Below are 25031 nucleotides of genomic sequence, written 5' to 3' on the forward strand. Positions count from 1 at the left end.
ATTGCTTCGGATTTGGAACGGGACTTAGACAAAAACTGAGGCAAAAATGGCTTCAAATCGAGATAGAGAAATGCTTTCAGCTCAAATGGGCATAAATCTAGTATTCACTAGGGTTTCAGGCGTTTTTATGTTGTTGACCTCTTTCCCTTGTCCTGAAAGCTTTTCAGCCCCTTCAGGAGCCAGAAAATGTCTAAGCCCCAATAGCACAATGTTTTGCGATGTAATCGTGCTAGATAGTGCCTCAAACGTGTATTCTCACCTTCGACTCGTGTCATGTAGGTTTTGCTCACAATCTGATCTCCCGATGGAATAAATCCCGGATAAACACTCCAACCATCAGTGACATAGAAATAACATTGCCATGCTCCAACGATTGCCCACAAAGGTTCAAACGTCTTTGCACTACATCGCCTAATACCCAACCTAAAATGCCTGCTCTAAAGTGGTCTACTGCTGTCCACAGCCAAATTTTGTTTTTTTTGCCCCAACAAATGTTTCGAGTTCATCGAGTTCACCGACTTGTGGAACCACTTCTGGCTCATAGGCATCAGGCAGGTGTTCTCCAACCTGTTTGACCCAGTGAATTACAGTTGTATGGTGAACGCCTGTCACTCGTTCAATAGCTCGAAAGCCCATACCATTGACATACATCCGTAAGCATTGCTGCTTGATGTCGTCACTGTATCCTTGAGCCACGGTGTAGCTATCAACGAACTGACGGCGACAACTGGCACAGATGTAATGAAAGCTTACCCCTTCTCTTGCCGTTCTTACGGATGTGAGTAGATTGACAGTCTGGGCATTGCATCAAAACCCACCCTAATTCATCCCTCCATTATGCAACGCCCAATTTCCCTTAATAAACTGGAAAGTAGGGAAATCCGCATCTCGATGGGTGGGAATTCCATAGGTTTAAGTAGTCTGCCCTCTACTCAGAACGAACAGCGATCGCTCACAATCAATACTTAAGATACTCGAAGCAAGCGAATTAGAGATCCCTAACTATGCTGGAACAAGGCACAATCACGATTCATACCGAGAATATTTTCCCGATTATCAAGAAATCTCTCTACACAGACCACGAGATATTCTTGCGGGAACTAGTTTCAAACGCTGTGGATGCCATCCAGAAACTCAAGATGGTTTCCTTCGCAGGCGAATTCACCGGCGAACTGGGCGCACCAGAAATCAAAATCGCAATTGACAAAGACAAAAAAACCCTCTCCATCTCGGATAACGGTATCGGCATGACGGCAGAGGAGGTCAAGAAATACATCAACCAAGTTGCCTTCTCTAGCGCCGAAGAATTTATCCAAAAGTACAAAGCCAACGCAGATCAACAGATTATTGGTCACTTCGGTCTTGGCTTCTACTCCTCCTTCATGGTGGCCCAAAAAGTCGAGATTGATACCCTCTCTTACCAGCAAGGAGCGCAAGCAGTTCATTGGTCTTGCGATGGTTCACCCGTCTTTCAGTTAGAAGACTCACCAAAAACTGAACGCGGCACCACCATCACCCTCACGCTTCAGGATGAGGAAGTGGAATACCTGGAAGCAATGCGGATTCGGCAGTTGGTAAAAACTTACTGCGACTTCATGCCAGTAGCTATCCAACTGGACGGGGAGACAATTAACCGGCAAAAGGCACCTTGGAAGGAATCGCCCCAAAACCTGACCAAAGAAGATTATCTAGAATTCTACCGCTACCTCTACCCTTTCCAAGAAGAGCCGCTGCTGTGGGTGCATCTTAACACTGACTATCCCTTCATCCTGAATGGGATTCTTTACTTCCCGAAGCTCAAGCCGGATGTGGACACCACCAAAGGGCAAATTAAGCTGTTCTGTAATCAAGTATTTGTCAGCGACCACTGCGAAGAAGTCATCCCCAAGTTCCTGCTGCCGCTGCGAGGCGTCATTGATAGCACTGACATCCCCCTGAATGTCTCGCGCAGTTCCTTGACCAACGACCGGACAGTGCGGAGAATTGCCGATTACATTGCTAAGAAAGTAGGCGATCGCTTGAAAGAACTTTACCGCGAAAATCGCGGCGAATATATCCGCTGCTGGCAAGACGTAGGCACTTTCGTCAAATTCGGCTCCCTCAACGACGACAAATTCAAAAAACAAGTTGAAGACATCCTGATTTATCGCACCACTGCCAACCTTACACCAGCAACTCCAGAAACTCCCCAACCCGATATCCCATCTGTTGAAGTGCAATCTCAAGAGGGCGATGTCTGGCAAGAAGTGACCCCAAGTCAAACCTCGGCTTCTTCACCTCTCAGCCCTCAGTCCGAAGCCCTCACCACTAACTACACCACCCTTAAAGAGTACCTGGAACGGAATAAAGACCGCCACGAAAATCGAGTTTTTTACTGCACCGATGAAGTCTCCCAGGCGACCTACGTAGGACTACACAAAAACCAAGGTCTAGAAGTCCTGTTTATGGACTCCTTCATAGACTCTCACTTCATCAGCTTCCTAGAGCATGAACATCCGAATGTTAAGTTCTCCCGCGTAGACTCTGACCTCGACCAAACCCTGCTTGACCAGGATAAAGCAGGAGAAATTGTTGACCCCAAAACTAACAAAACTCGCTCAGAACAGATCAAAGAGTTATTTCAGAAAGCCCTCAACAAGCCCAAACTGAACATCCGCACCGAGGCGCTCAAGTCAGATGATCCTCAGGGAACCCCACCAGCAATGGTACTCTTGCCAGAAGTTCTGCGGCGTCTGCGGGAGATGAACGCATTGATGCAGCAGCAAAACGTTGAATTTCCTGAAGAACACACCTTAGTGGTAAATACCGCGCACCCGCTGATTCAAAATCTAGTTCAGTTAAGCCAAGGCAGTATTATCCAAGGTGAGGGTCAATCACCCACCGGCGATTTAGCTAATCTGATGTGCCAGCATATCTATGATTTGGCATTAATGGCTCAGAAAGGATTTGACGCTGAAGGGATGAAATCCTTTGTGGAACGCTCGAATCAAGTGCTAACTCGTCTGACAGCACGCTAGGCGAGTATGGGTGGGCACTGCCCACCTAAGCAATAGCTTGGGTACAATCTAAAAGCTATATCTAAATAACGACCGAAAATCTGGAGACTAGACTATGTCGCGCAAATGTCAGCTGACCGGCAAAAAGGCGAATAATGCCTATGCAGTTTCTCACTCTCACCGGCGTACCAAAAAGCTACAGGAAGCAAATCTGCAATGGAAGCGAGTTTGGTGGCCTCAAGGGAATCGCTGGGTGAAGCTAAGGCTTTCTACGAAGGCAATCAAGACTCTAGAGCTAAAGGGTCTGCAAACGATGGCTAAAGAAGCGGGAATTAACCTGAATCACTATTAGTACACACTATTAGTACAGCCTCTAGAGAATCCCTGAGTGCTTATGGCTTCTAGTAGAGCACGTTGCCTGCGATGTCTCTACACTTTGTTATTTATGTGCTGCCTGATACCCCACTTCATGGTGCGTGTTGGGCAGTTTCTTTATTTTTTTACTAGAGGTGATAGGTTTTGCACAACATCTGGGTATCTTAACTACAGTAAATCTACCCCGATTTTTTGTTAAGTTGTGTTGAAGCTAAACGCTATGTTTGCAAAGATGGTTTATAGAGACTCTTAAATCTATCCCTTGGGGGAAGCGCACATCTAGCCTTTATGCCAGAATACGGAACCGACATTTCTACTCCGGAAAGGTACTGAAAAATTTAACAAGCCATTAAACAGCCGTTAAACATCTGAGTGCGTAGTTTCCCGGTTGCCCGCCAGAAATTGGGTTGTTAAGACAGAGGAGAAATGTCGAACTATAAATTTTTGATGAAGCTTCCCCTCACCTCATAAAAAGCGAAATTTTAGGCGATTAGCCTTTTCTGATCCCTTTCGACGCCAGTTCTTAATTTTTTAAGTTTTAAACTCTTCATTCCACCCATCTCTCACCTTTGACAGGAAAGCAGCCATGTCATCCCGCAACAAGTTAGTTAAAGCTATCCAGAATCTTTTCCGGCAAATGATGCAGCTAGGAAGAGCTATTACCAAAACGCTCATGAACTGGCTTTTGCGGAGCTTAATGGTTATCGGTCGAGGCTCAAAGCCTGCCAAGTCTGGATTTATCTTGCCAACGGTGACAATGGTAATCCTAGTTGTCATCTTGCTGACGACAGCGATGGTGTTCCGGTCGTTCGATCGTTCCAAAAATGCCAGTAACGTGAGGGTGAATCAGGCAGTGCTGGCAGCGGCTACCCCAGCGCTTGATCGAGCCAAGGCAAAGATAGCGGCTTTACTTGAAGATCCGACACTGCCACGGTCAACGCCAACAGATTTTGCCTTAAATCAGGTAATTTTTGGGAACCTTAATAAGTATACTTTGGGCGATGAGACGCAGCTGCTTGTTCAATATGACATTAATGGCAACAACACTATTGAAAAGGCAATCAACCTCCCATTAGATAGTAACGAAAGTACAACCAATGCTTGGAGATTTCCGGTTGATACCGATAACGATGGGCGATTTGATAGCTATACCCTCTACGGCATTTACTTCAGGACTCCCAATCCGAGTGTAAGACCCAAAAGAACTCCTATCGAGGCGCGAACTGCGCCGATGGATGACAGTGCCGCCAATCCGGCTTGTGCAGCAGCACAAGGTAGCTTCGCTGGTTTGGTGGGAGGCACGGGTTGGTATAAAACTGGGTCTCTTTTGAAGAAAAGCTTCTATGTCTTTGCGGCAACTGTTCCATTTACCACTAACACTAATAAGCCGACTAACCCTCAGATTTTTCCGCCAGGTAGCAACAAAGGATTTTCTGCTATAGAGTACCAGCAAGACCGGGCGCAGATTCCCCTGAATAACAATGCTGTTGTGTATGAAGATGACTTAGAGATTACTCCAGGTTCGGGACTCAAAATAAATGGACGCATCCAGACCAACAGTAACTTGATAACTGGCAAAGCGGCTAGTGGAGATGTTGAGTACTACCAGGTCAGTAGCCTCGAATCTTGTTTCTATCAAGAGGAAAACGGGAAAATTACCGTTGGCGGTAATTTGCTGGTTGGGAGTACAAATGGCGCTAGTGTTAGCGCAGTAAAGGTGGATCGATACCAGGCAAACAGTGCCGCTCGTCAAGACTTAACAACGACGACTAATACGGTCAGTAACACGCCCAATCAAGCAGCTTATAACAGCCAAGCGTATGCTAATCGAATAAATGTTTTAGTCCAAAAATGGACATCTGCGAATCCGACTTACGATCCAGCAACGAGCAGCGATCCAGATGATGTTAAAAAGCAAATTCCAACGACTGCCTCGGCAGAAAAACAACAAGAGGTTCGCCTAAGCGCGCTAGAGAATTACTTCACAGAGCGTATGCGTCGCGTTCCTTATGCAGAAGATACTACGGGTGATGGCGCTAAAACTTATCTTGGAACAGGGGACACGCTGCGACCACCGGATGAATGGGTACATCCAGCCAATCCAACAAGTGGAGCGAGTAATAATGGTCTGACACTGGTGACGAATCAGCCACCAGCAACAGAACCAACAGAACAGCAAAAAGGTAAAGTTGGGGAAAAATTCGTTGGCGATCGCATCCTTGTTGGCAATGGTCTACCTGCTCAGTGGTGGGACAGCACAGCAAACAAGTTTCAGGGTGAGAAAGGACAGCAACCAGTTAAACCTAATGCAGACTGGAATTATTTCCTTGACTCCAGTAAGAAAGCACGCTACCGCACCACCCAAGTATTTCCTTTATCAGATTTAGGGAATACAGATCGGGATGGCTTCTGGGAACAACAAGCTGCTCTAGCCCCTAACCAACCACTTGAGGCAGTAGGGGGTCTTCGAGTCGTCACGGGTGCTGGAGTTTACACAGGTTATCACGTCGGTCCAGATAACGGAATAACACCTGCCAATGCTAGCGCGTCCTTCCTACCAACGCCACCAACTGTTCCCGATGTACCCTCAACCGCTACTGTAAACGAGTCACTGTTTACACCTGTCTGGCCAGACTCCATGCCAATGTGGGAAGACACACAACAAGAGGGTATTCCTGCCCTTCCTATCCCTAGCGGTGATAGAAGAGGGGATTTAGTGATGCGAGCTACGGCAGTTTATCACTATAAAGGCAGCTCTGCTAACACCCTTACACAGCGTCAAACGCCAATTGCCTGTGTCAGCAGCTACTACGACCCCAGCACTAGCGTAACAGCTAGGAACCAATCTACTTTGGCAACACCTTTTGCTGGACCACCAGGCGTTACTGGCACTATCAGAGGCAGATCTAACAACGGCATCAGCTACGATGCAGCACCAGTCGCAGCTGCATTGCCTACTACTTCAGCACCGCCAAACGGTACTACTGGTTTATTTCCCTATACAGCACCAGCATTGCCAGGAGCGGGAGCTGAGAATCCAGCAAATATTAGCGTTTCTATCTTGGATCGGCTCTACTATCAAGCCAACCTGATCTTCCCCAACGGGCGGTTTGTGAATGAGCCACTCCGCAATGCGCTGACAAGCCTAGCTGCTAATGGTGCAGCAGCTCTCACCCTCGCACAGCAATCTACTATTGATTCCACCATTTGTGCTTTAAAAATTGCTGACGGAACTCTGACTCGTAATGCCACCGTCATCCCCGATGGCAGCATCTACGAAACAACTTTTTTGGACGCCAGAGAGATTAAAGCAATTGATCGAGATAATAATCCGGCTGACGATGCTGCTGGCGGTTTAGCAACCTTTAGAGCCATCAATCCCACCAATGTATCTACGCTGACCGGGAATTATGACCTCGGCATTGAAGAGCGTCAGCCTCTAGAGATTCGCGTCACGGCATTGGATTTAAATAAGCTGCGACAAACTGAAATCGGTACCGCAGCAACAAATACTCCCTCAAAAGAGTATTTACTGCCAGACAGCGGCATTATCTATGCCACTCGTGAAGACGCTCTGCTGGATCTGAGCGAACCTGTACCTACAACGGGTACCGAAGCCCAAAAAATGTCAGCGCGGAAGAGCAAAAGCCCTGTTGACTTTAAGCTTGACCCTACCCGACGACCTAGCGGGATTATGTTAGTCAACGGTAGCATCCTAGCTCGTGGAGCCGCGACTCCCACTAATGCCTACACTTTGGTCACTCCTGCAGGGGCAGAAAAGGGTCTAATTTTAGCCACTAACTTGCCAGCTTATGTCAAAGCTGATGTTCAAGGCTTTAACCTGCACCAAACATCAGGGGGAACACGCCTAGAAGAGTTTCAGGAACAACTGGCAACGAATCCTACCTATGACGAGGACGCTTTCTATAATCGTGCAACTCCTGAATACAACTTTGCCTGCCGCAATGGACAGCCAGGGCTTAGCTGTACAGGTGGTGACTTCTGGCGACCCGCAACAGTGCTTGCAGATTCCGTCACTCTCCTTTCTGACAGTTTCAGATTTGGTTTCCGCAATGAGGGAGACTATGACCTGAGAAACAACCAGGGAGACTTAGCTTCGATAACTCAGCGGAAAGAGCGGGGCTTCTGGAACAACAACTTTGTCACCAACGGTCTTAGCAGTGGCATCAGTGTTGATGTTGGCGGCATCAAAACGCCTACAGATGCTGACTACATCAGCAACACTCCTTCCAGTAATTACGTCCCCAGTTCTTACTTCAACAACTTCATCACGCCCATTCAACGACGAGGGCAGTTCTCAGAGTATGTCATGGAAATCTGCCGGAAACTGCCTGTTTCCGAATGTGGACCAGCCGACTGGGTGATTGGTACAGGTACACCAGTAAATCTTAACTTGAGTGCCAAAGATGCAAGCTTGATCGGTAAGGATGTGGGCCAACTTTTGTCGGGCACTACCGCTCTACCTGCTCCAGGTTACGATGCTAACGGCGATAGTACGATATCGCCAGAAGAAAAAACAGCGGAGCGACGCTATCCCCGCAGGGTTGCTTTCCAACGGGATACTAGCAATTTGCTGGTGCTAAATGCTGGTAAACCAGTGCCTTTAGGAATTGATAGCAATGGAAAAGTTACAGCTTATCCGTACAGCACTTTTAGCAGCATCCGGCCTCGGACGCAACCCAATGCTCTGTTGTATCGAACAACCTCTAACACTACAGATCCCAGCAGCGCTACCCCTGGTGATTGGAGTTACAGTGACACTAAGCCGCTGTTTTACCGAACCCAAAACACTGTACCATTCGCTGCCAACGATCCGGCGTTAATCCCGAGCGCACATCCGCTCTTAGTGCCTGTATTGCAATTTCATCTCCCGAATCAAACAGCAGGTGCAAATCCTGATACGGCTAGTCCTGCATACATTAAAGACAAGACGCTCTGGCTGCACAGACCTAGTATTGATACGACTTTCAATCTGGTGGTTGCGGGAGGAGATAGCCCGCTCAACGGTTTAAAAAGTGAATCCAATGGAGGTTTGCAAAACTTTGTGCGATTCATGGAGAACTGGTATCAGGTTCCTGCCCGAATCAGCGGTTCATTCATCCAGTTTAAGCACAGTGCCCAGGCAACAGCCCCGTTCCAAGGTGCTCAAAGTTCAACGCTGCCTTCTAGTCCTTTTGGGTACACAAAGTTGTACAGCAGTGAAATCAATACCATTGGTAGCAGTGGAGGTGGCACAGCCTTCTATGTAGAACCTTTCCGGTACTGGGGTTTTGATGTAGCGTTGCTGTCTCAGTTGCCTGACAGGTTCTCCCAACAGTTCACCAGAGAGTCGCCTGGCTCGCCAAACGAATTCTATCGGGAAGTGGGCAGGGATGACGAGTGGATGAAAACGTTACTGTGTGCTAAAGAATTGGCAAATCCTGCTAACTTCGCCATCGACATTGACCAACGCCCGCCCGGTACTTTCTGTACAGCCAAGACAGGCGGTTGATTTCGGCAAACCGTAAGCAAGAAATTCTACCGAATCTAGCAAAACCCAAATAGTTCAGGTCAGATATAGCCATGATAAAACCCAAACAACAGCAACCGATATCCCAGTCTAGTCAGGGCGGTTTCACAATCATTGAGTCCTTGCTGGCAATTATCGTCGTGACTATTTTGATGGTGGGGTTAACACCCGTAATCGTTCTCTCAGTAGCAACACGGGTTCAGGCAAAGCGGGTGGAAAGGGGAACGGATGCGGCAAGGGCATACATTGATGGTCTTCGCTCAGGAGCAATTACCGCTCCCACGCCTACATCTGCTAGCTTTAATCCTGATGCTCCTTCAGGAAGTTTGACGTGCACTGCGAATGCAACTTACTGCTCGTCGCCAGCTAGTACCTACTGTATAAATCTCGATGAGACAGTAGGCTGTAGCCCGAATAGTCTTAGCGATTTGGTAGTTCAAGGTTTTCGCACAGCTACTACATCTACTGATGGTAAAGAAGGCTACCGCCTAGGGGTGCGAGTTTACCGGGCAGATGCTTTTAGCCCTGATTTTCCCGGCTCTTTGAAGAAGAATAATCCAGACAAAGTCACGCAATCAACTTATAGTGGGGGGCTAGGCGATCGCAAAGCCCCACTGTTTGAAACAACGACAGAGATTGCTGGCAGTGACACTTCGCTGAAAACGTTGTGCGATCGCATTAAAGTTAACAACCCTAGTAATCCTAGTTCTAGTTGCTCCTAGCACTGTTAGCTTAGGTTGCTAAATACTTGTGAATAAAGGGAAAACTCTAGCATCATGAATCAACTGAAATTTCTGTTAACCAGTCAGCTCAAACGTTCCCCTCTGGCTCAGAAGAATAGCGGCTTTACCCTCATCGAACTTCTAGTAGCTATAATCCTGGCTGCTTTGGTCATTGCGCCTTTGTTAGGGTTTATGGTTAACATTCTAGATAACGATCGCAAAGAACAAGCAAAGTCTGCTTCAGAGCAAGAGATTAAAGACGCCCTTGATTACATTTCACAAGATTTAGCACAAGCAGTCTATGTTTACGATAACGATGGCTTGAAAAATAATTCAACGACCAACCCAGCTACTTCTGGCATTAAAAATCAAATTCCACCTTTTGCTACAGGTTCTACAGAAGTGGGTTGCAATCCGGCAACGACTGAGTGCGTACCGATTCTTGTCTTATGGAAGCGGTCGGCAAAACCAAAAGCCATACCAACTATTACCGGAGCTACCTGCCCACCACCCCCAAATACAGTTGATAACTGTAACGATGGCAGCGTTTATTCACTTGTTGGCTATTACCTAATCAGAGATATTACCCCTAGCAATACTTGGTCTAAAGCTGCTCGAATTGGTAGATTTGAAATTAGCGATGAAGTCAGAAATCCTAATAATCCGGCTGTTTACATTACACCGCCAAAGCCGGGTTTTAAAATGTTTGACCTAAAAGCAGCAAGTAGTCTTAACTTGGCAATGAACTCGTGGACGAACTCAGGCGCTTACACTGCAAACAGCCCTAAAATTCAAGTATTGGTCGATTATATTGATAAAAGTACAGTTGGTCTAACACCTAGTTGTCCGAATCCATCAGGAACAACCCCGAATCCACAACAGGTTCCGACTACTTTAACGGGTGGCTTCTATGCTTGCATAAATTCCGATCCAAGCCAGCTTTCAACCCAAGTGTTTATCAGAGGGAATGCTTTGGCGCGAACGATTAATCCTTCTGATGAGCCTCTTCCTTACTCTTCTAACAGGTCAATTTATTATCCAAGCGCAAGCATCCAGGTGAAGGGGCGTGGTTTTCTATATAGTAAATAACCCCAACAAGTAAAAAGCCATTAAATAGGGTAAAAAAATATGGGAAATTTAGATGTGTTAAAAAAATTACAGATATGGAAGCGATCGCGCTATCAATCTGCTGCTGGATTCACCATGATCGAGTTGCTGGTAGTAATTATAATCATCGGAGTATTAAGCGCGATCGCCGCTCCTGGTTGGCTTGCTTTTACCAATCGGCAACGAGTCAATGCCGTTAATGATGCAGCCTTAAATGCCCTCCGAGAAGCCCAACGAGAAGCTAAAAGGACAAAACTTAGCTACAGTGTGAGCTTTCAAACTCCCGCTGGTCAACGACCAAAAGTTGTTGTTTATCCTGGTACTACTGCTCCTGCTTCTACTGACCCTCAATGGAGGACTTTAGCAGAGAATCAAGACATCAAGCCCGGTCAAGTTGAAGTTACTCCTAGTGCAAACACATTCACGTTTGATTACCAAGGCATCGTCAACCAAAACCCTAGCCAAACTCTTCCGTATAAAGTCACAACATCTCTACCGAACACGACTGTCAAGCGCTGCATCAAAGTGACAACTCTTTTAGGTTCAATTCAAACTGGAAAAGATGCTGCTGAATGTAATTAGTTAACAGATTAACTGGCTCTTAAAAATTGGTGAATATTAGGATTGCAAAAGACGTATCCAAAGATGAACCTTGAGAGATTACATGCATCTTTTCTGTATCTAGCTATAGCTCATGCCTAAGAAGCTGTTAAATTGCTCCAGCGGTGGGCTGATTTGGATAGAAGTTGAGTCATAAATTTAATAATTAGAATTTTGGGCGCGATCGCTATTGGAAAAAATACTGGCTAAAACCAATAGTCAATTGCAAAAATCAGCGAAGATACGGAACTCAAAAGACACATCAAACAAGGAAACTTGAGAAATTGGGTGTGTCTTTTTAGTATCTAGCTAATGCGTAAAAAGTTATCTAATTGCTCCAGCGGCGGGTTCACGCTGATAGAGAGTTTAGTAGTAATTTTAATAATAGGGATTTTAAGCGCGATCGCCGCCCCCAGTTGGGTGGGATTTCTCAATGCCCAACGTCTCAGAGTCGCCCAAGACCAAGTTTACCGAGCGATGCGAGAAGCCCAAAGCAACGCTAAGCGCGACAAAGTTTCTTGGGAAGCTAGCTTTCAAGAACAAAATGAAGTTGTTCAGTGGGCAGTTCACCGTGCCGGTATTAACCCCAGCCCCGGACAATGGCAGAATTTTGAGCAAAGTATTCAAATAGACGCTCCTAATACCACCTTAGCTTCACAGTCCTTAGGTAGTCCGCGCCGAGTTCGGTTTGACTATAGAGGTTGCGTAATTATGAATCCGCAAGAGAACTTATATCTGGCAAGGGTAACGCTGAACATTAAGAATGGTGGGGAAATCAAACGCTGTGTATTTGTTTCCACCCTTTTGGGAGCGATGCGAAAAGAGCAAGATAAAGGTTGCAAAGTGTGAATGCGATCGCAATTATCGCTCGGTAGTAGGGAATGCGATCGCATCGAGATTCTTGTTCCCAGAACGGTTGTCTGGGAACAAGAAACCCGACTATCCCTGAGACAACCAAGACTGCATCGCGGCTGCTGTCTTCTGCCGGTCAAGCTTCAAAACCAGCACTCCTAGTGGCGGCAAACACAAGTCTAGCGAATAAGGACGAGTGTGGAACGACCACTCATCTGTCCACTTACCGCCTAAATTGCCCATGTTACTTCCGCCGTACTCACGGGCATCGCTGTTAAACAGTTCGGTATAGAATCCGGGTTCGGGGACACCTACACGGTAGTGACTATGCGGCTGAGGAGTAAAATTGCACACTGTGATAATAAACTCCTCCGAATCTTTCGCCCTGCGGATAAACGCGACCACGCTATGACGGTTGTCGCTGCAATCAATCCACTCAAAGCCTTCTTGAGCAAAATCCTGAGTAAAAAGAGCCGATTCGCTGCGGTAGACATGGTTGAGTTCACTCATAAACCGCTTCAGTTTTTGATGTGACTCATGCTGCAACAAATGCCACTCTAAGTCACCCCAGACATTCCACTCACTCCACTGCCCAAACTCCATGCTCATAAACAGAGTCTTCTTGCCAGGGTGAGTAAACATAAAGGCGAATAAGCAGCGAGCATTCGCGAACTTCTGCCACTCATCCCCCGGCATCTTGCCAATGATATTACTCTTGCCGTGGACTATCTCATCGTGAGATAGCGCCAGCATGAAGTTCTCACTGTGGTTGTACCACATACTGAAAGTAATATTGTTCTGGTGAAACTGGCGGAACCAAGGGTCCATGTGGAAATAGTCCAGCATGTCGTGCATCCAGCCCATGTTCCACTTCAAATTAAAGCCCAGTCCTCCTACGTAAGTAGGCCAAGACACCATAGGCCAAGAAGTTGACTCTTCTGCAATCGACAGGGTGCCAGGGTAATAGCTGAAAATCGTATGATTTGCCTGACGCAGAAAATCAGCTGCCTCAATGTTTTCTCTGCCGCCGTACTGGTTAGGCAACCATTCCCCAGGCTCACGGCAATAGTCTAAGTAAAGCATCGACGCCACAGCATCCACACGAATTCCATCAATGTGGTACTTGTCAAACCAGAACAGGGCGTTGGCAACCAGGAAGTTCCGCACTTCATTGCGATTGTAGTTAAATACTAGAGTCCCCCACTCTTTATGTTCGCCTTTGCGGGGGTCGGCGTGTTCGTAAAGGTGGGTGCCATCAAAGAAAGCGAGACCGTGACCATCTTTGGGGAAGTGACCCGGAACCCAGTCCACTAGCACCCCAATTTCGTTCTGGTGGCACTGGTCAATAAAATACATGAAGTCCTCAGGTGTCCCATAACGGGAAGTACAGGCATAATACCCAGTTACCTGATAACCCCAAGAGCCATCATAAGGATGCTCAGCAATTGGCAATAATTCAATATGAGTAAATCCCAGCTCTTTAACGTAAGGAATTAACCGTTCTGCCAGTTCCCGGTAGGTGAGGAAACGCGCTCCTGGTTTGTAGTCAGAGACGACTACCACTGGCTCTGTCTCTCCATTGGACAACCGTGGCGGTTCAGCAGAGGAAGCGTGCAGCCAAGACCCTAGATGAACTTCATAGACAGAGATAGGATGGGTGAGCGGGTCGGTGTGGCGGCGCTTTTCCATCCAATCTTGGTCATTCCATTGGTAGGAATCTAAGTCAGTGACAATCGATGCTGTTTTAGGACGCACTTCATGCTGGAAGCCGTAGGGATCGGATTTTTCGTAAATGTGACCGTCGGCGTTTTTGATTTCATATTTATAGTGTTCCCCAACGCCCAAACCTGGGATGAACATTTCCCAGATGCCGGTGGAACCTTTACGCATTTGATGTTTGCGACCATCCCAGTTATTAAAATCCCCCAAGACAGAAGCGTTGCGGGCATTGGGTGCCCAAACTGCAAAATAAACTCCTGTTACCCCATCAATTTCCGTTGCATGGGCACCTAGTTTCTCGTAGATGCGATGATGATTCCCTTCTGCAAACAGGTGTAGGTCAAACTCTGTCAGGTGGGGAGAACGGAAGGCGTAGGGGTCGTAGATAACACGCTCGTGTTCCCCTTCTTGAATCCGCAGCTGATAGTTTGCCAGTTTTGGCATCTCAATGGTGCATTCAAAAAAATGAGGGTGATGCACTGCTTGCATGGGATATTCTGTCCGTTCTTGGGGGCAAACTACCCACGCGGCGTTGGCATTGGGTAGATAGGCTCGCACTGCCCAGACGGTTTTGCCATTTTGCTGAATGGGATGGGCACCCAGGATTTCAAATGGGTCTTGATGTTGATTCCAAACAATCCGCTCAATCTGTTCGGGGGCGATGGTCATGGACATAAACCTATTTATCTAAAGGTCTTGAATGAATGGGTTCTCGATAGGGCTTTTTGGACGCGCACGTGTGTTGCGATCGCCCGTATCGTTGGCTTAAGGCGATCGCGTAGCGTCTGCCCTAAGCCTGAAAGTCTTCCCGTCAGGTAGGGCTATAGCAGCTAGCGGTTGAAGAACGAGCATCTCCCTCTGGTTAACAGCACTTTAATATTTATATACATTTTTTGTTTTTTGTATATTTTGTCATCGGTAGCAGGACACAGTTGTTTCTTCTACTTAGGACAATGTCAATAAAAGTGCATCGTCATCTAGCGTGAAACTGGCTGTTTTTAGAGTTATTGAAATTTACGTCTTCATCTGAGTATTGAGTTAAGAGTCGGAGCAAGCAAGTAGGTATAGCAAACAAAGGCAGATTTTCAAGTGGGGTGTACGCAGTTTATGATATCGACTTACTTAGGCAAACGCTTTTCTCGTTGCCATCACTTTCCAAGGAACGCGAACCTTTATAACACTGACCCCACACAAAGCAGATAAATTAATTGCTAAAATGCAGGATTTATTTGGGAGTAGGGATACCGAAGGTACGCAGCAGCCGCCGCACGCGGAGCAGAAAAACTAATTCTCGGAGTTTGGGATTCACCTGAGATGTTGCAGAAGGGCGGGTTTGCAGAGAATTCTGCAATTGGGCGTACTCAGCAGCAGTGAGTCGCTTGCCGTCGATAGGCGATCGCGCTTCCGTAATAATCTCCGTCCGCAATACTTCCTCAGGAGTATCCTCCGGTGGTGGCAGTCCCCTAGCAGGCATCACCCCCAGCAGTTGAAATGAAAATTGCAAAATCCATAGTGAAATAATGGGCTTTTTCATTTCTATTTTTAATTTTCAGTGTATTTTTAATTTTTAATTTCCCAATCCGGGGGGTAGTGGTTCCCGACAAAGAAGGTGAATCCGCTCAATGCGCTCAAACAACCAAGGATAATCTTCTCGGTATTGAGGAATCAGCGCTAGAGGACTGAGTAAAGCGGCTGCGGCGATGTCTGCAACGCTTAAGCGATCGCCCACCAGGTAGAGGCTATTCTGCCAGCGACTGGATAACACTTCCATTGCTACCTTCAGCCGATTTGCTGCCAGTTCCACCGCCGCCTGATTAATTCCATATTGCCGCCGCACCACCTGAATCACCAGCTGACTAGACGGCGAAGGGTCGATTTGCTTACCAGCACCGGCACGAAAATCATAGTAAACAAAGCGAGTCGCCGTGCCGATACTTTCATCCAGCCAATCTTCCAGCATCAAGGCTTCTGTCTGTAGTTGGCGATCCGGTAACGATAGCGCTGGTTCTGGGCGATAGCGATCTAGAAATTGTAAAATCTGCGTCGAGTCAGCGATCGCTTGCACTTCCTGCCGCGTCCCTGACGGGATGGCTTCGCTGACTCCCTGCATATCTTCTGCCTCTAACAAAAGCACCGGCACTGTCGTGAGTCCGGTGATTGGCTTGAGTTTGAGGATATGTAGCCCTGGGGTTAAATTTTCAACCTGATAAGCAATTTGCTTATAACCTAGCCCCAGTCTTGCTTTCCGACAATAGTGAGAAGTACTAAATTGCAGTAGTCGCATTTAATGCCAAAGCCGCCTACCGCAACAACAGATAAACATAGTCAGACCTTACTCCGACTCTAGGTGAGCCAACTAATGCTTGTGACCCCAGTTGTTTTCGTCAGTCAGTTGTTGCCAACATAACAGTTGTCCTGGGTGTCAATATTGACTCAGATAGTAGTAGATACCCAGTGAATGTGTGAGGAGCAATTACCAGATCGGGGTTCAGATGTTTTAGAACTCACTACTAACTTTCATACCCGTCGATTCGGTATGAATCCCTTTCAGGAGAAGTAAGGAGCGAAAACCAGCTCCTTAAGGAGACTTTGTGGGCGCTGGGCTAGTAGTCGTTCCACCAGTCGTTCCACCAGTCGTTGGAGATGTGGTAGGAGAAGGGCTAGTAGTACTATCACTCGGTCCTTCCTGACAAGCTCCCAAGGTGGTAGCCAAGCCGAGAACTAAAAGCAGACTCACTATTTTTTTGTTCATACACTCCTCTTTAAGAGATTGCAACCAAAGGAATCGTTTGCTATTTAATCACAATATTGCGGTTTTTGCTTAGACGCTCCCGCAGGTGAAATCTGGAATTCTTGGTTTCACCAGTCCTCTTAGCCAGTTTTGGGTATTCCAAAAGAGTGAGGTTCCTTGCTCCCAAGCTTGAATTCCGGTGCGCCCCACCGTATTCTTCGGATTTCGTACTTAGGAAAGAATACTCTCGTACTGCTGGATTCACACTCACTCTTGGGAGTGATATTGCTTTGAGTTTTTTTCAATTTCTTTTTTAGCAGAAGCCTCGGAAAAACAGAGCAAACTGTACCAGCAAGTGGTAATTTTGTCTATCCGCGACTTTTCGAGGATTTCCACATCGGGAGCGAATTTAGTTTTCTCAGTCAAAGCAACGGAATGAAGCTAAAAAATCAACCTTTATGGAGATGTGGAGACTCACTATCAGTTATTCTGAATACAATTTCTAACCAAAGTGACTGATAAACTAACATGGCTTACCAATTGCTAGTGATTTGACAACAGGACGATTGACCGCTGCCTAAAATTTTTACCAAACTAGACGCGCAAGAAGAGTTCAAGGGAGGCGGCGTGTTTCCGCTTGTGGCTTATACCAGCAAATTATTTCCAGCCTGGATTCAGTACCCGCGAAAGCATTGGGCACTGCTACAGAAAATTGTGGATCGCATCCGCAACTCGTTGGAGTTGCAAGTGGTGCTGCAAACGGCAGTGGACGAAATTGCCACGTTGCTACACCTAGATAGGTGTTGTTTTTTGTGGTATTTCGAGGATACCAAGCGGGTACAAGTTGTCTGCGAGCAGATCAATGGAGAGCAAAAGAATTCTCAACTGGGGTACCATCCCTTAGAAACTTTTGGCGCAGTGAAGAGTGCGATCGCTTCTGGGAAATTAATTATCAACAGCCAAACAGCAGGTTCTCACCCGACGACAGGGGGGATGATGAATCGATGGCTTTCCTGGCTAAAGCGAGATAACCAGCAAATCGACACCAGTGGACGCTCCCAAGGGTCTTCTCCCTGGGACAGGGCTAACTTGTTCGTTCCGGTTAAGCGAAAAGAAGGATGGGTTGGCTTTATTGTCTGTATTTCAGAGCAACCCCGCACCTGGTCAAACTCCGAAATTGAATTTCTGCAAGCGATCGCCCAGCAGCTAGAAATTGCGATTTGTCAAGCTCAGCTTTACGAGCAAACCCAGAAACAAGCTCAAAGAGAGCAATTGGTGAATCAAATTACCAGTCAAACCCGGCAGAGTTTTAACTTGGAGACGATTCTGACTGAAGCGATCGCTCATCTGATGCAGGCGCTGTCAGCAGATCGGTGTCTAGTTCATCTGGTGGAACATAGCGACACTTTGGAAGAGGAGCGAAACCGGGGAGTCGGGAAGCAGCTTGTAGAAACAAAGCCGATCGCGTCTGAAGCCGAGGAGCAAGAAGCAAAGGAGCAAACAGATAAAACTTGCTTATTGCAACCCTTGCCCGCTGACGGTGCCGCTTTTCGGCGGAAATACCTTTTTGAGGTGTGTCGGGAGCCTTTTCCTTCTACCATTGATGACTTTGATACCCACGGGCCACTGACCCAATGGGCGATCCAGCATCGTCAACAAGTGAGTATTCCTGACATCAAGCAAGACCCTCGAATTGGGGAAGCAAACGAAGAGTATCAAAAAGCCCAGATAAAATCTTCCCTGGTCGTGCCAGTACAGGCAAACGGAACACTCAACGCAATTCTTTATCTCAATCAGTGTTCGCATATCCGGTATTGGTCGAAAAATGACCGGACACTTGCCCAAGCGGTTGCCGATCAGCTGGCGATTTCCATTCGACAAGCCAACTTATACGCCCAAACTCAGCAGCAGGCAGTAGAAAGCGCTGCTCAAGCTAAGCAACTTGCCCAAACGCTGATTGAACTGCGGCTAACGCAATCCCAGTTGATTCAAAGTGAAAAAATGTCAAGTCTGGGTCGGATGGTAGCTGGCGTTGCCCACGAAATTAATAATCCAGTGAACTTTATCTACGGCAATATTCCTTATGTGGAAAAGTATGTAGATGACCTGATTCGATTAGTGCGGACCTATCAAACTTTCTATGTCAATCCAGATGCTGAATTACAAAAGCTCAGTGAGGAACTAGAGCTAGATTTCCTCCTGAGAGATTTACCGCGCATTTTGAATTCGATGCAGGCAGGTGCCCAGCGAATTCACGAAATTGTTAAATCATTGCAGAACTTCTCGCGCCATAATCAAGCGTCCCTGAAACCAGTAGATATTCACATCGGACTGGAAAATACGCTGTTCTTGCTGCACAGTCAGCTGGGCAATGAGATCCAAATAGAGAGAAACTATAGCGACTTGCCTTTAGTGGAGTGTTACCCGAAGCAACTCAATCAAGTTTTCTTGAGTATTCTGATGAATGCGATAGAAGCGCTCAATCGGTGGTCTTCCGAGGACAAAAAAATCGCCTTGCGTACCGAATTGCTGCCGGACTGCTCTCCAGGGGTCGCTAGTGTGCGGATTGCGATCGCTGACAATGGGCCAGGAATTCCCCCAGAAATTCAGTCGAAAATCTTTGACCCCTTCTTTACTACGAAAGACGTTGGTCAGGGCAGCGGATTGGGCTTAGCAGTAAGTTACCAAATCATCGTTACCCAACACAAAGGCAAGCTACAATGCCACTCCCAAGTCGGTCAAGGTGCAGAGTTTATTGTTGAAATTCCCTTAATGCCCCCCCAACCGTTGTTAGCGCGGGGTGAGGAGAAGGACGCTAGCATTCAGGAGTCAGCAGTCAGAAACTCAGAAGCAGAAATTTATCCCTCATCCTATCCGGTGGGTAACGCGAGCAGCTCTCCAGCAGCTTCCCTCAGCATCCCAACATCTTACATCCTTCATCCTACCGAACCTTCTCCTGTTCATCTCAAAGCAATCGCGACGACCTTGCCAAAAGAAGCAATTAGAGAGTGTTAAGCTGTGGTTGCGTCGAAGGTAGCGACTAGGTACACGTTCGCTATCGATTAGCCATCTCGACAAGAATGTTGGATTCGATGCGAGAAAATATGGACTATAGACAGCTCTTGTGTCTAGAGTTTAAATTGATTGGTTTATTGTCCTTTGTCAGTGGTCAACAGTCAGTGGCAAAGCAAACTGACCTTGAGAAGAGAAAAAACTCATTTCTGACAACTGATACTAATAAAAAGAACTACTTATGGCTGCTGCCCCTCACTCCCTGACTCCAGATCGTCACCGTCCGGATAGAAGAAGCACTGTTTCCTCGCGGCAACCTAAAGGAAAGACAATACCCCCGCGTTCCGAAAGCGGTTCATCGTCTAGAACCCGTAGCAGAAGCTCCCAACAGCGGGACTTTCAGGCACAGACACCCGCATGGCTGCGATCGCTGGTGAGATTGCAGCGCACCTCCAACCTGGTATGCTTCTTCCTGATTGCTAGCACCCTGGGAGTTTATGCCTGGACGGTCTATACTCAGCAGATGTGGAGCCAGGAGTACCGCAAGTTAGAAAATCTGCAACGCAACGAGCGGCAAATGACAGCGGCAAATGAAGCCCTAAAAAACCAGCTGGCTCAAGAAGCTGAGCGTCCGGGTACGGGTTTGGTTGCTCCCAATCCAGCTAACACCATCTTTCTGCCGCCAGCGCCCCAGCGCCAGTCACGGCCCAAGCCAGTGGCAGCTCCTAACTCAGAAACATCCCCAACTACGCCACTAGGCTATTAACGAGGTATGGAAAAGTCAGGAGTCAGCAATCGTAGGTCGCTGCCTACGCAAAAGGTTTCTGCAACTGCTAAAGAGACGGGCGAGTTGAACCAGAATGGAAGTGGAATGCCAGAGTTAGTGAAAAAACTGCCTCGAAAACCCACTCGAAACGGAAAAAGTCGTCAGTCATCAGAACCGAAGCAAGGCGGCGAAAATCGGCAACAGGAGAAGATATCACCACAGCAGTCTTTACCTCAGAAGTCTTTTGATTGGAGCCTATTGCGTTCGCCGTCCTTGTTGCTGGGTACTTCATCCTTACGGTTGCTGCTTGTTTGGCTAATCATGTCTCTGAGCGGGCTAGGGCTTGCGATCAATTTGTATCGCCTACAAGTGGTGCAGGCACCGAGCCTGCTGCAAAAAGCGCGACAGCAGCAGATGGTCTATCTGCGCCCCTTTGTTCCCCGACGCTCGATTGTGGATCGCAGTGGTAACGTTTTGGCAACTGACCGTCCCGCCTATACGCTGTACGCCCATCCAAAGCTGTTTAAACAATCCAAACAGGTAATTGCGACGAAATTGGCGGTGATTTTGGGAGTTTCTGCTGACAATTTGCTTAAGCAGTTCAACAAGCAGGAAAGTGGAATTCGGGTTGCCTACGCCCTGACAGAAGAAGAAGCTGACGGTATTTCCCAATTGCGAACCGATGGCTTAGAGCTGATTCAACATTACGCCCGCCTCTATCCCCAGCAGGATCTAGCCGCAGACGTCGTGGGCTATGTGGATGTGGATCATCGAGGTCAGGCGGGTGTGGAGTATAGCCAGGAAAATTTACTCACCCGGGCTGTTCGCACCGTTCGACTGAGCCGCGCTGGTAACGGAACGTTGATGCCAGATCACGTGCCCGAAGGATTGCTGCATTTTGATGAACTGCAACTCCAGCTGACAATTGATAATCGCCTGCAACGTGCTGCTCGTTCTGCCCTCAAGCAACAAATGGAGTTGTTTAGTGCCAAACGGGGCACTATCATCGTGATGGATGCGCGGGATGGTGCGGTGCTGTCCCTGGTTGCAGAGCCGACGTACAACCCGAATGAGTACTCTACATCGGATGTAGGTTTGTTTAAGAACTGGGCGCTGGCAGACCTTTACGAACCGGGTTCGACGTTTAAGCCGCTCAATATAGCGATCGCGCTAGAAGCGGGAGCCATCAAACCCGACACTGTATTCTACGATCGAGGTCAGATTCAGGTAGCTGGCTGGCAGATCAAAAATGCTGAAGAGGGCAGTCACGGTGCCCTGTCGATTTCTCAGATTCTGCAACAGTCAAGCAACGTCGGCATGGTGCAAGTTATCCAACAACTCAAGCCGAGTATCTACTACGGTTGGCTGGAACGGCTGGGGCTGGGGCAAGCGGTTGGTATCGACCTGCCCTTTGAATCACCCGGACAAATGAAAAGCCAAGAGCAGTTTACGTCATCTCGAATTGAACCCGCTACCACCTCCTTTGGTCAGGGCTTTTCTCTCACCCCCATCCATCTGGCTCAGTTGCACGCTGCTCTCGCCAATGGCGGCAAACTGGTAACTCCTCATCTCGTCCGGGGACTCATCGACTCCCAAGGGCAGATGTACTGGCAGCCAACGCTACCCACGCCGCGCCCCGTCTTTTCCCCATCGACGACTCAGACGGTGTTAGAAATGATGGAAGCGGTCGTCACGAAGGGAACCGGGAAAGCGGCGCAAATCCCAGGCTATCGAATAGGAGGGAAAACGGGCACTTCCCAGAAAGCCAGCGCTACTGGGGGATATTCTAGCTCTGCCAGAATCACTAGCTTTGTGGGCATTTTTCCGGTTGATGCTCCCCGCTATGTGGTTCTAGCTGTTGTCGATGAACCGAAGGGCAAGGTCTATGGTTCCACCGTAGCCGCACCTGTAGTGAAATCAGTGATGGAAGCCTTAATTAGCCTTGAGAAAATTCCGCCTTCTGAAATTAAAAATTAAGTAGGAGAGCGTAAAGAAACCTATGTTGAAGCTGTCATTAGTTATTGGTGATAATTCAGAGCTAATAACTAATCGCAACCAACCGTTAGATTAGTTGTGCAAATCTGCTGACCCTTACATTTTTAATTACGAGTGGGGATAACGGCTTGCAGGCGATCGCGCAAAATTTTTATTTAATATGACTTTCTTAATTAGGCTGCCCAAGGTATCCTTAAATAATAGAAATATGTCTGATTTAAATATTAAAAGCTAGTTCTTCCTTATCGATTTTATTTTAACAAAAATAAAATAAAAAGTCTATATCGTAGCCCTCAATAATTGTATGTAAAGGCAAGATCCCCGACGGCTAAGAGAAGTCGGGGATTCGGAAATCTAGCATCTCACAATTAAAATAGGATTGCTATCGCAGCCCTAAATGATTTGTGAAGCACCATCCTAAAATAAATTGCGGCTAATCGCTAAAGCCAATTCCGAAGGTGAAATTAAAAAAGAAGAATTAAATCTTACCTCTTTAATTTCTAACTTGGTACTTTTAATTGCGAATTTGACTTCGCTGCACTTGTTCCCACATTTGGTCGCGACTTTGGGACGGTTCCAGACAAGTTAGTCCTTGGCAAACTAACCCGACCGCACCTGATGGCAGATTCGACTCCGCCGTCGATACTGTTGTAGGCAGATATTGAGCAACTAAAGGAGTTAGGTGGTCGATAGTAGTGCGAACCAGTGTACAGTGATGATACCAATCCAGGGCGGTAAACAAACTCGGACAAGCTTGAGGTGACTGATGCATCACACTGCTGAAGGCTTGCAAAGCTTGTTCGCTGCGGTCGAGATAGGTAAGATTTTCAGTGAGTAAAGCCAGACGCACTAAGTTAGCGATCGCAATTCCATTCGCAGCCGGGGTGGCATTATCCACATAGCTGCGTTCTCGCACTAACAGATCGCTACTGGCATCGCTGGCGGTGTTATAGTATCCACCTAGTTCCACACTCCAGAGGAATTCGTCAAATTCTTCTTGGAGGGCGATCGCTTTCTCCATCCAGAAACTAGCGTGAGTTACTTGGTGCAAATCAAGCAGCGCTTTAATAAACAAAGCGTAATCTTCCGACTGCGCCAGTACAGAAGGTTTTCCGTCGTAGTTGAGACGGTGGAAGCGCCCCTCCACCCACTGACAATCCAAAATGAAATTAGCTGCTTTTCCAGCTAAAGACAGATATTCTTCCTTAGCAAATACTCCGTAAGCTCTGGCTAACCCTGAAATCATCAGGCTATTCCAAGCCACAATCATTTTAGTATCCGTCACTGGCGGAATTCGACCCGACCAGTTGCCAGTTTTTGCCTCGTAGTTATTGCGGGCGGGAGGAAAGGTTTCTAGGGCAGTGGGAGACGTACCGTAACGCGCTTCAAATAGCTTTGCGAGTGCCCTTTCTACTGTTTCGCTCAAAATACCCGGATGACGGCGCTGCAATACGTTGAGGCCTTCAAAGTTGCCCCCCGGCGTCACGGTAAATTGCACTTGAATTTCGTCTAACTCGTCTGGAGTCAGCAATTCGACTACTTCAGGGTACGTCCAGACATAAAATGCCCCTTCCTCTGGTTCTGCTTCCTCTGGATGGGTAAAATTATCCGCGTCTTGGGCAGCATAGAAATAACCCTGCGGTGCCGTCATTTCTCGCTTTAGCCATTGAAATGTACCTGCGATCGCTCTTTCAAATGCCGGTTCTTGTATCCCAGCACTCCACAAATCAGCCAGATACTCCACGATCTGACCATTGTCATAGAGCATTTTTTCAAAATGCGGTACCGTCCAAGTCGGATCGACCGTGTAGCGGTGAAAACCGCCGCCTACATGGTCGTAAATCCCGCCCAGTGCTAAATCTAAACCGCGCTGGGTACACGCCTGCTTGGCGTCGTATTTGGATTCAAAATTAAATCGAATTGCTCGCAGCGCCAACTCGGCATAGGGCATCATTGGGAAACTAGCGCCATGTTCGCTAGAAGCCACTATCCCGGTATTCGTTTCTAACCCCTGCTGTAGCAAATCCTTGTTGGTCAAGGCAGGTTTTAAACCCGTCCCCATACTTGGTCGCAGAATGGCTGCTTGCTGGAGATGACCCAGAAGTTCTTCTTTTACCGCGTGCAACTTCGCTTTGTCTGTATCGTAGTAACCACGAATCGCTTGTAGCACTTGTAAAAATCCGGGACGCCCGTAGCGCGGTTCTACCGGAAAATATGTACCGCCATAAAACGGCACCCGATCCTCAGGAGAGAGAAAGACATTCAAGGGCCAACCGCCTTGACCTACCATCATCTGTAACGCCTGCATATAAATACTATCAATGTCAGGTCGTTCTTCCCGGTCTACCTTGATCGGGATAAAGTTGGCATTCATGTAGTCTGCGATCGCCTGGTCGGAAAACGCTTCTCCTTCCATCACCGTACACCAGTGGCAGCTGGAGTAGCCAATCGATAGGAAAATTGGCTTATTGTCCCGCTTGGCAGCTTCTAGGGCTTCTTCACTCCAAGGCCACCAGTCGATGGGATTTTCAGCGTGTTTGCGGAGGTACAGGCTTTCAGCTTGATTGAGGCGATTGGTCATGGGGCTAATAGCAGAACTCGATATGAGTACGTTTTCACCCCTAGC

The 25031-nt window shown here is 47.5% G+C and carries 15 protein-coding genes and 1 pseudogene; 10 read left to right on the plus strand and 6 right to left on the minus strand.

Going from position 1 to position 25031, the window contains the following annotated elements; genetic code table 11:
- Nucleotides 1-200: 200 nt before the first annotated feature.
- Nucleotides 201-808: pseudogene (locus NDA06_RS15095) on the minus strand (IS1 family transposase); the annotation flags it as partial.
- A 196-nt stretch (nucleotides 809-1004) separates the two neighbouring features.
- Here NDA06_RS15095 and htpG point away from each other — a divergent pair.
- From htpG to NDA06_RS15130, 7 genes are all read left to right on the plus strand, one after another.
- Nucleotides 1005-3017 (plus strand): molecular chaperone HtpG, encoded by a 2013-nt coding sequence (gene htpG, locus NDA06_RS15100; RefSeq protein WP_190533469.1) that lies wholly within the window; start codon nucleotides 1005-1007, stop codon nucleotides 3015-3017.
- Nucleotides 3018-3111: 94 nt separating this feature from the next.
- Nucleotides 3112-3348 (plus strand): 50S ribosomal protein L28, encoded by a 237-nt coding sequence (rpmB, locus tag NDA06_RS15105; protein WP_190410643.1) that lies wholly within the window; start codon nucleotides 3112-3114, stop codon nucleotides 3346-3348.
- A 609-nt stretch (nucleotides 3349-3957) separates the two neighbouring features.
- On the plus strand, nucleotides 3958-8883 hold the full coding sequence (hpsA, locus tag NDA06_RS15110; RefSeq protein WP_190986884.1) for a hormogonium polysaccharide biosynthesis protein HpsA: 4926 nt from the start codon (nucleotides 3958-3960) through the stop codon (nucleotides 8881-8883).
- 71 nt (nucleotides 8884-8954) lie between these two features.
- The gene (hpsB, locus tag NDA06_RS15115; protein WP_190986885.1) at nucleotides 8955-9623 is read left to right on the plus strand and encodes a hormogonium polysaccharide secretion pseudopilin HpsB; all 669 of its coding nucleotides are present in this window, start codon (nucleotides 8955-8957) and stop codon (nucleotides 9621-9623) included.
- 54 nt (nucleotides 9624-9677) lie between these two features.
- Entirely contained in the window at nucleotides 9678-10712 is a 1035-nt protein-coding gene (hpsC, locus tag NDA06_RS15120) for a hormogonium polysaccharide secretion pseudopilin HpsC (protein WP_190986886.1), read from the plus strand.
- A gap of 39 nt (nucleotides 10713-10751) precedes the next feature.
- Entirely contained in the window at nucleotides 10752-11312 is a 561-nt protein-coding gene (locus NDA06_RS15125) for a prepilin-type N-terminal cleavage/methylation domain-containing protein (protein WP_190533463.1), read from the plus strand.
- A gap of 330 nt (nucleotides 11313-11642) precedes the next feature.
- Nucleotides 11643-12179: a prepilin-type N-terminal cleavage/methylation domain-containing protein gene (locus NDA06_RS15130; protein ID WP_190986887.1), complete on the plus strand. Its 537-nt coding sequence runs from the start codon at nucleotides 11643-11645 to the stop codon at nucleotides 12177-12179.
- Between the two features lie 90 nt (nucleotides 12180-12269).
- Here the strand turns inward: NDA06_RS15130 and glgB are convergent, their stop codons facing one another.
- The 4 genes from glgB to NDA06_RS15150 all read right to left on the minus strand — a co-directional run bounded on the left by glgB (nucleotide 12270) and on the right by NDA06_RS15150 (nucleotide 16653).
- Complete coding sequence (gene glgB / locus NDA06_RS15135; RefSeq protein ID WP_190673967.1) at nucleotides 12270-14576, minus strand: 1,4-alpha-glucan branching enzyme; 2307 nt, start codon at nucleotides 14574-14576, stop codon at nucleotides 12270-12272.
- Nucleotides 14577-15126: 550 nt separating this feature from the next.
- Entirely contained in the window at nucleotides 15127-15435 is a 309-nt protein-coding gene (locus NDA06_RS15140; protein ID WP_190673970.1) for a hypothetical protein, read from the minus strand.
- Between the two features lie 33 nt (nucleotides 15436-15468).
- Nucleotides 15469-16185, minus strand: a complete 717-nt coding sequence (locus tag NDA06_RS15145; protein WP_190410651.1) for a glutathione S-transferase family protein — start codon at nucleotides 16183-16185, stop codon at nucleotides 15469-15471.
- A gap of 294 nt (nucleotides 16186-16479) precedes the next feature.
- Nucleotides 16480-16653, minus strand: coding sequence for a hypothetical protein (locus NDA06_RS15150; protein ID WP_190410652.1), 174 nt, complete (start codon nucleotides 16651-16653; stop codon nucleotides 16480-16482).
- Between the two features lie 606 nt (nucleotides 16654-17259).
- Here NDA06_RS15150 and NDA06_RS15155 point away from each other — a divergent pair.
- The 3 genes from NDA06_RS15155 (at nucleotide 17260) to NDA06_RS15165 (ending at nucleotide 22387) form a co-directional block, all read left to right on the plus strand.
- Complete coding sequence (locus NDA06_RS15155; RefSeq protein ID WP_348251765.1) at nucleotides 17260-19647, plus strand: GAF domain-containing protein; 2388 nt, start codon at nucleotides 17260-17262, stop codon at nucleotides 19645-19647.
- A gap of 238 nt (nucleotides 19648-19885) precedes the next feature.
- Nucleotides 19886-20410 (plus strand): hypothetical protein, encoded by a 525-nt coding sequence (locus NDA06_RS15160; RefSeq protein ID WP_199324160.1) that lies wholly within the window; start codon nucleotides 19886-19888, stop codon nucleotides 20408-20410.
- Between the two features lie 321 nt (nucleotides 20411-20731).
- Nucleotides 20732-22387, plus strand: coding sequence for a penicillin-binding protein 2 (locus NDA06_RS15165; RefSeq protein ID WP_242047502.1), 1656 nt, complete (start codon nucleotides 20732-20734; stop codon nucleotides 22385-22387).
- 532 nt (nucleotides 22388-22919) lie between these two features.
- On the opposite strand, the gene NDA06_RS15170 is transcribed toward NDA06_RS15165, so the two are convergent.
- Nucleotides 22920-24986 carry a thioredoxin domain-containing protein gene (locus NDA06_RS15170; RefSeq protein WP_190986407.1) on the minus strand — a complete coding sequence of 689 codons (2067 nt, stop codon included), beginning with the start codon at nucleotides 24984-24986 and terminating at the stop codon, nucleotides 22920-22922.
- Nucleotides 24987-25031: the final 45 nt, after the last annotated feature.

This window comes from Trichocoleus sp. ST-U1 (genome assembly GCF_039961835.1).
Classification (GTDB): Bacteria; Cyanobacteriota; Cyanobacteriia; order Cyanobacteriales; family FACHB-T130; genus FACHB-T130.

Excerpts from the sequence above, each read along its gene's own strand:
- htpG (WP_190533469.1), top strand. The coding sequence starts at position 1,005 with ATGCTGGAACAAGGCACAATCACGATTCATACCGAGAATATTTTCCCG.
- rpmB (WP_190410643.1), top strand. The coding sequence starts at position 3,112 with ATGTCGCGCAAATGTCAGCTGACCGGCAAAAAGGCGAATAATGCCTAT.
- hpsA (WP_190986884.1), top strand. The coding sequence starts at position 3,958 with ATGTCATCCCGCAACAAGTTAGTTAAAGCTATCCAGAATCTTTTCCGG.
- hpsB (WP_190986885.1), top strand. The coding sequence starts at position 8,955 with ATGATAAAACCCAAACAACAGCAACCGATATCCCAGTCTAGTCAGGGC.
- hpsC (WP_190986886.1), top strand. The coding sequence starts at position 9,678 with ATGAATCAACTGAAATTTCTGTTAACCAGTCAGCTCAAACGTTCCCCT.
- NDA06_RS15125 (WP_190533463.1), top strand. The coding sequence starts at position 10,752 with ATGGGAAATTTAGATGTGTTAAAAAAATTACAGATATGGAAGCGATCG.
- NDA06_RS15130 (WP_190986887.1), top strand. The coding sequence starts at position 11,643 with ATGCGTAAAAAGTTATCTAATTGCTCCAGCGGCGGGTTCACGCTGATA.
- glgB (WP_190673967.1), bottom strand. The coding sequence starts at position 14,576 with ATGTCCATGACCATCGCCCCCGAACAGATTGAGCGGATTGTTTGGAAT.
- NDA06_RS15140 (WP_190673970.1), bottom strand. The coding sequence starts at position 15,435 with ATGAAAAAGCCCATTATTTCACTATGGATTTTGCAATTTTCATTTCAA.
- NDA06_RS15145 (WP_190410651.1), bottom strand. The coding sequence starts at position 16,185 with ATGCGACTACTGCAATTTAGTACTTCTCACTATTGTCGGAAAGCAAGA.
- NDA06_RS15150 (WP_190410652.1), bottom strand. The coding sequence starts at position 16,653 with ATGAACAAAAAAATAGTGAGTCTGCTTTTAGTTCTCGGCTTGGCTACC.
- NDA06_RS15160 (WP_199324160.1), top strand. The coding sequence starts at position 19,886 with ATGGCTGCTGCCCCTCACTCCCTGACTCCAGATCGTCACCGTCCGGAT.
- NDA06_RS15165 (WP_242047502.1), top strand. The coding sequence starts at position 20,732 with ATGTCTCTGAGCGGGCTAGGGCTTGCGATCAATTTGTATCGCCTACAA.
- NDA06_RS15170 (WP_190986407.1), bottom strand. The coding sequence starts at position 24,986 with ATGACCAATCGCCTCAATCAAGCTGAAAGCCTGTACCTCCGCAAACAC.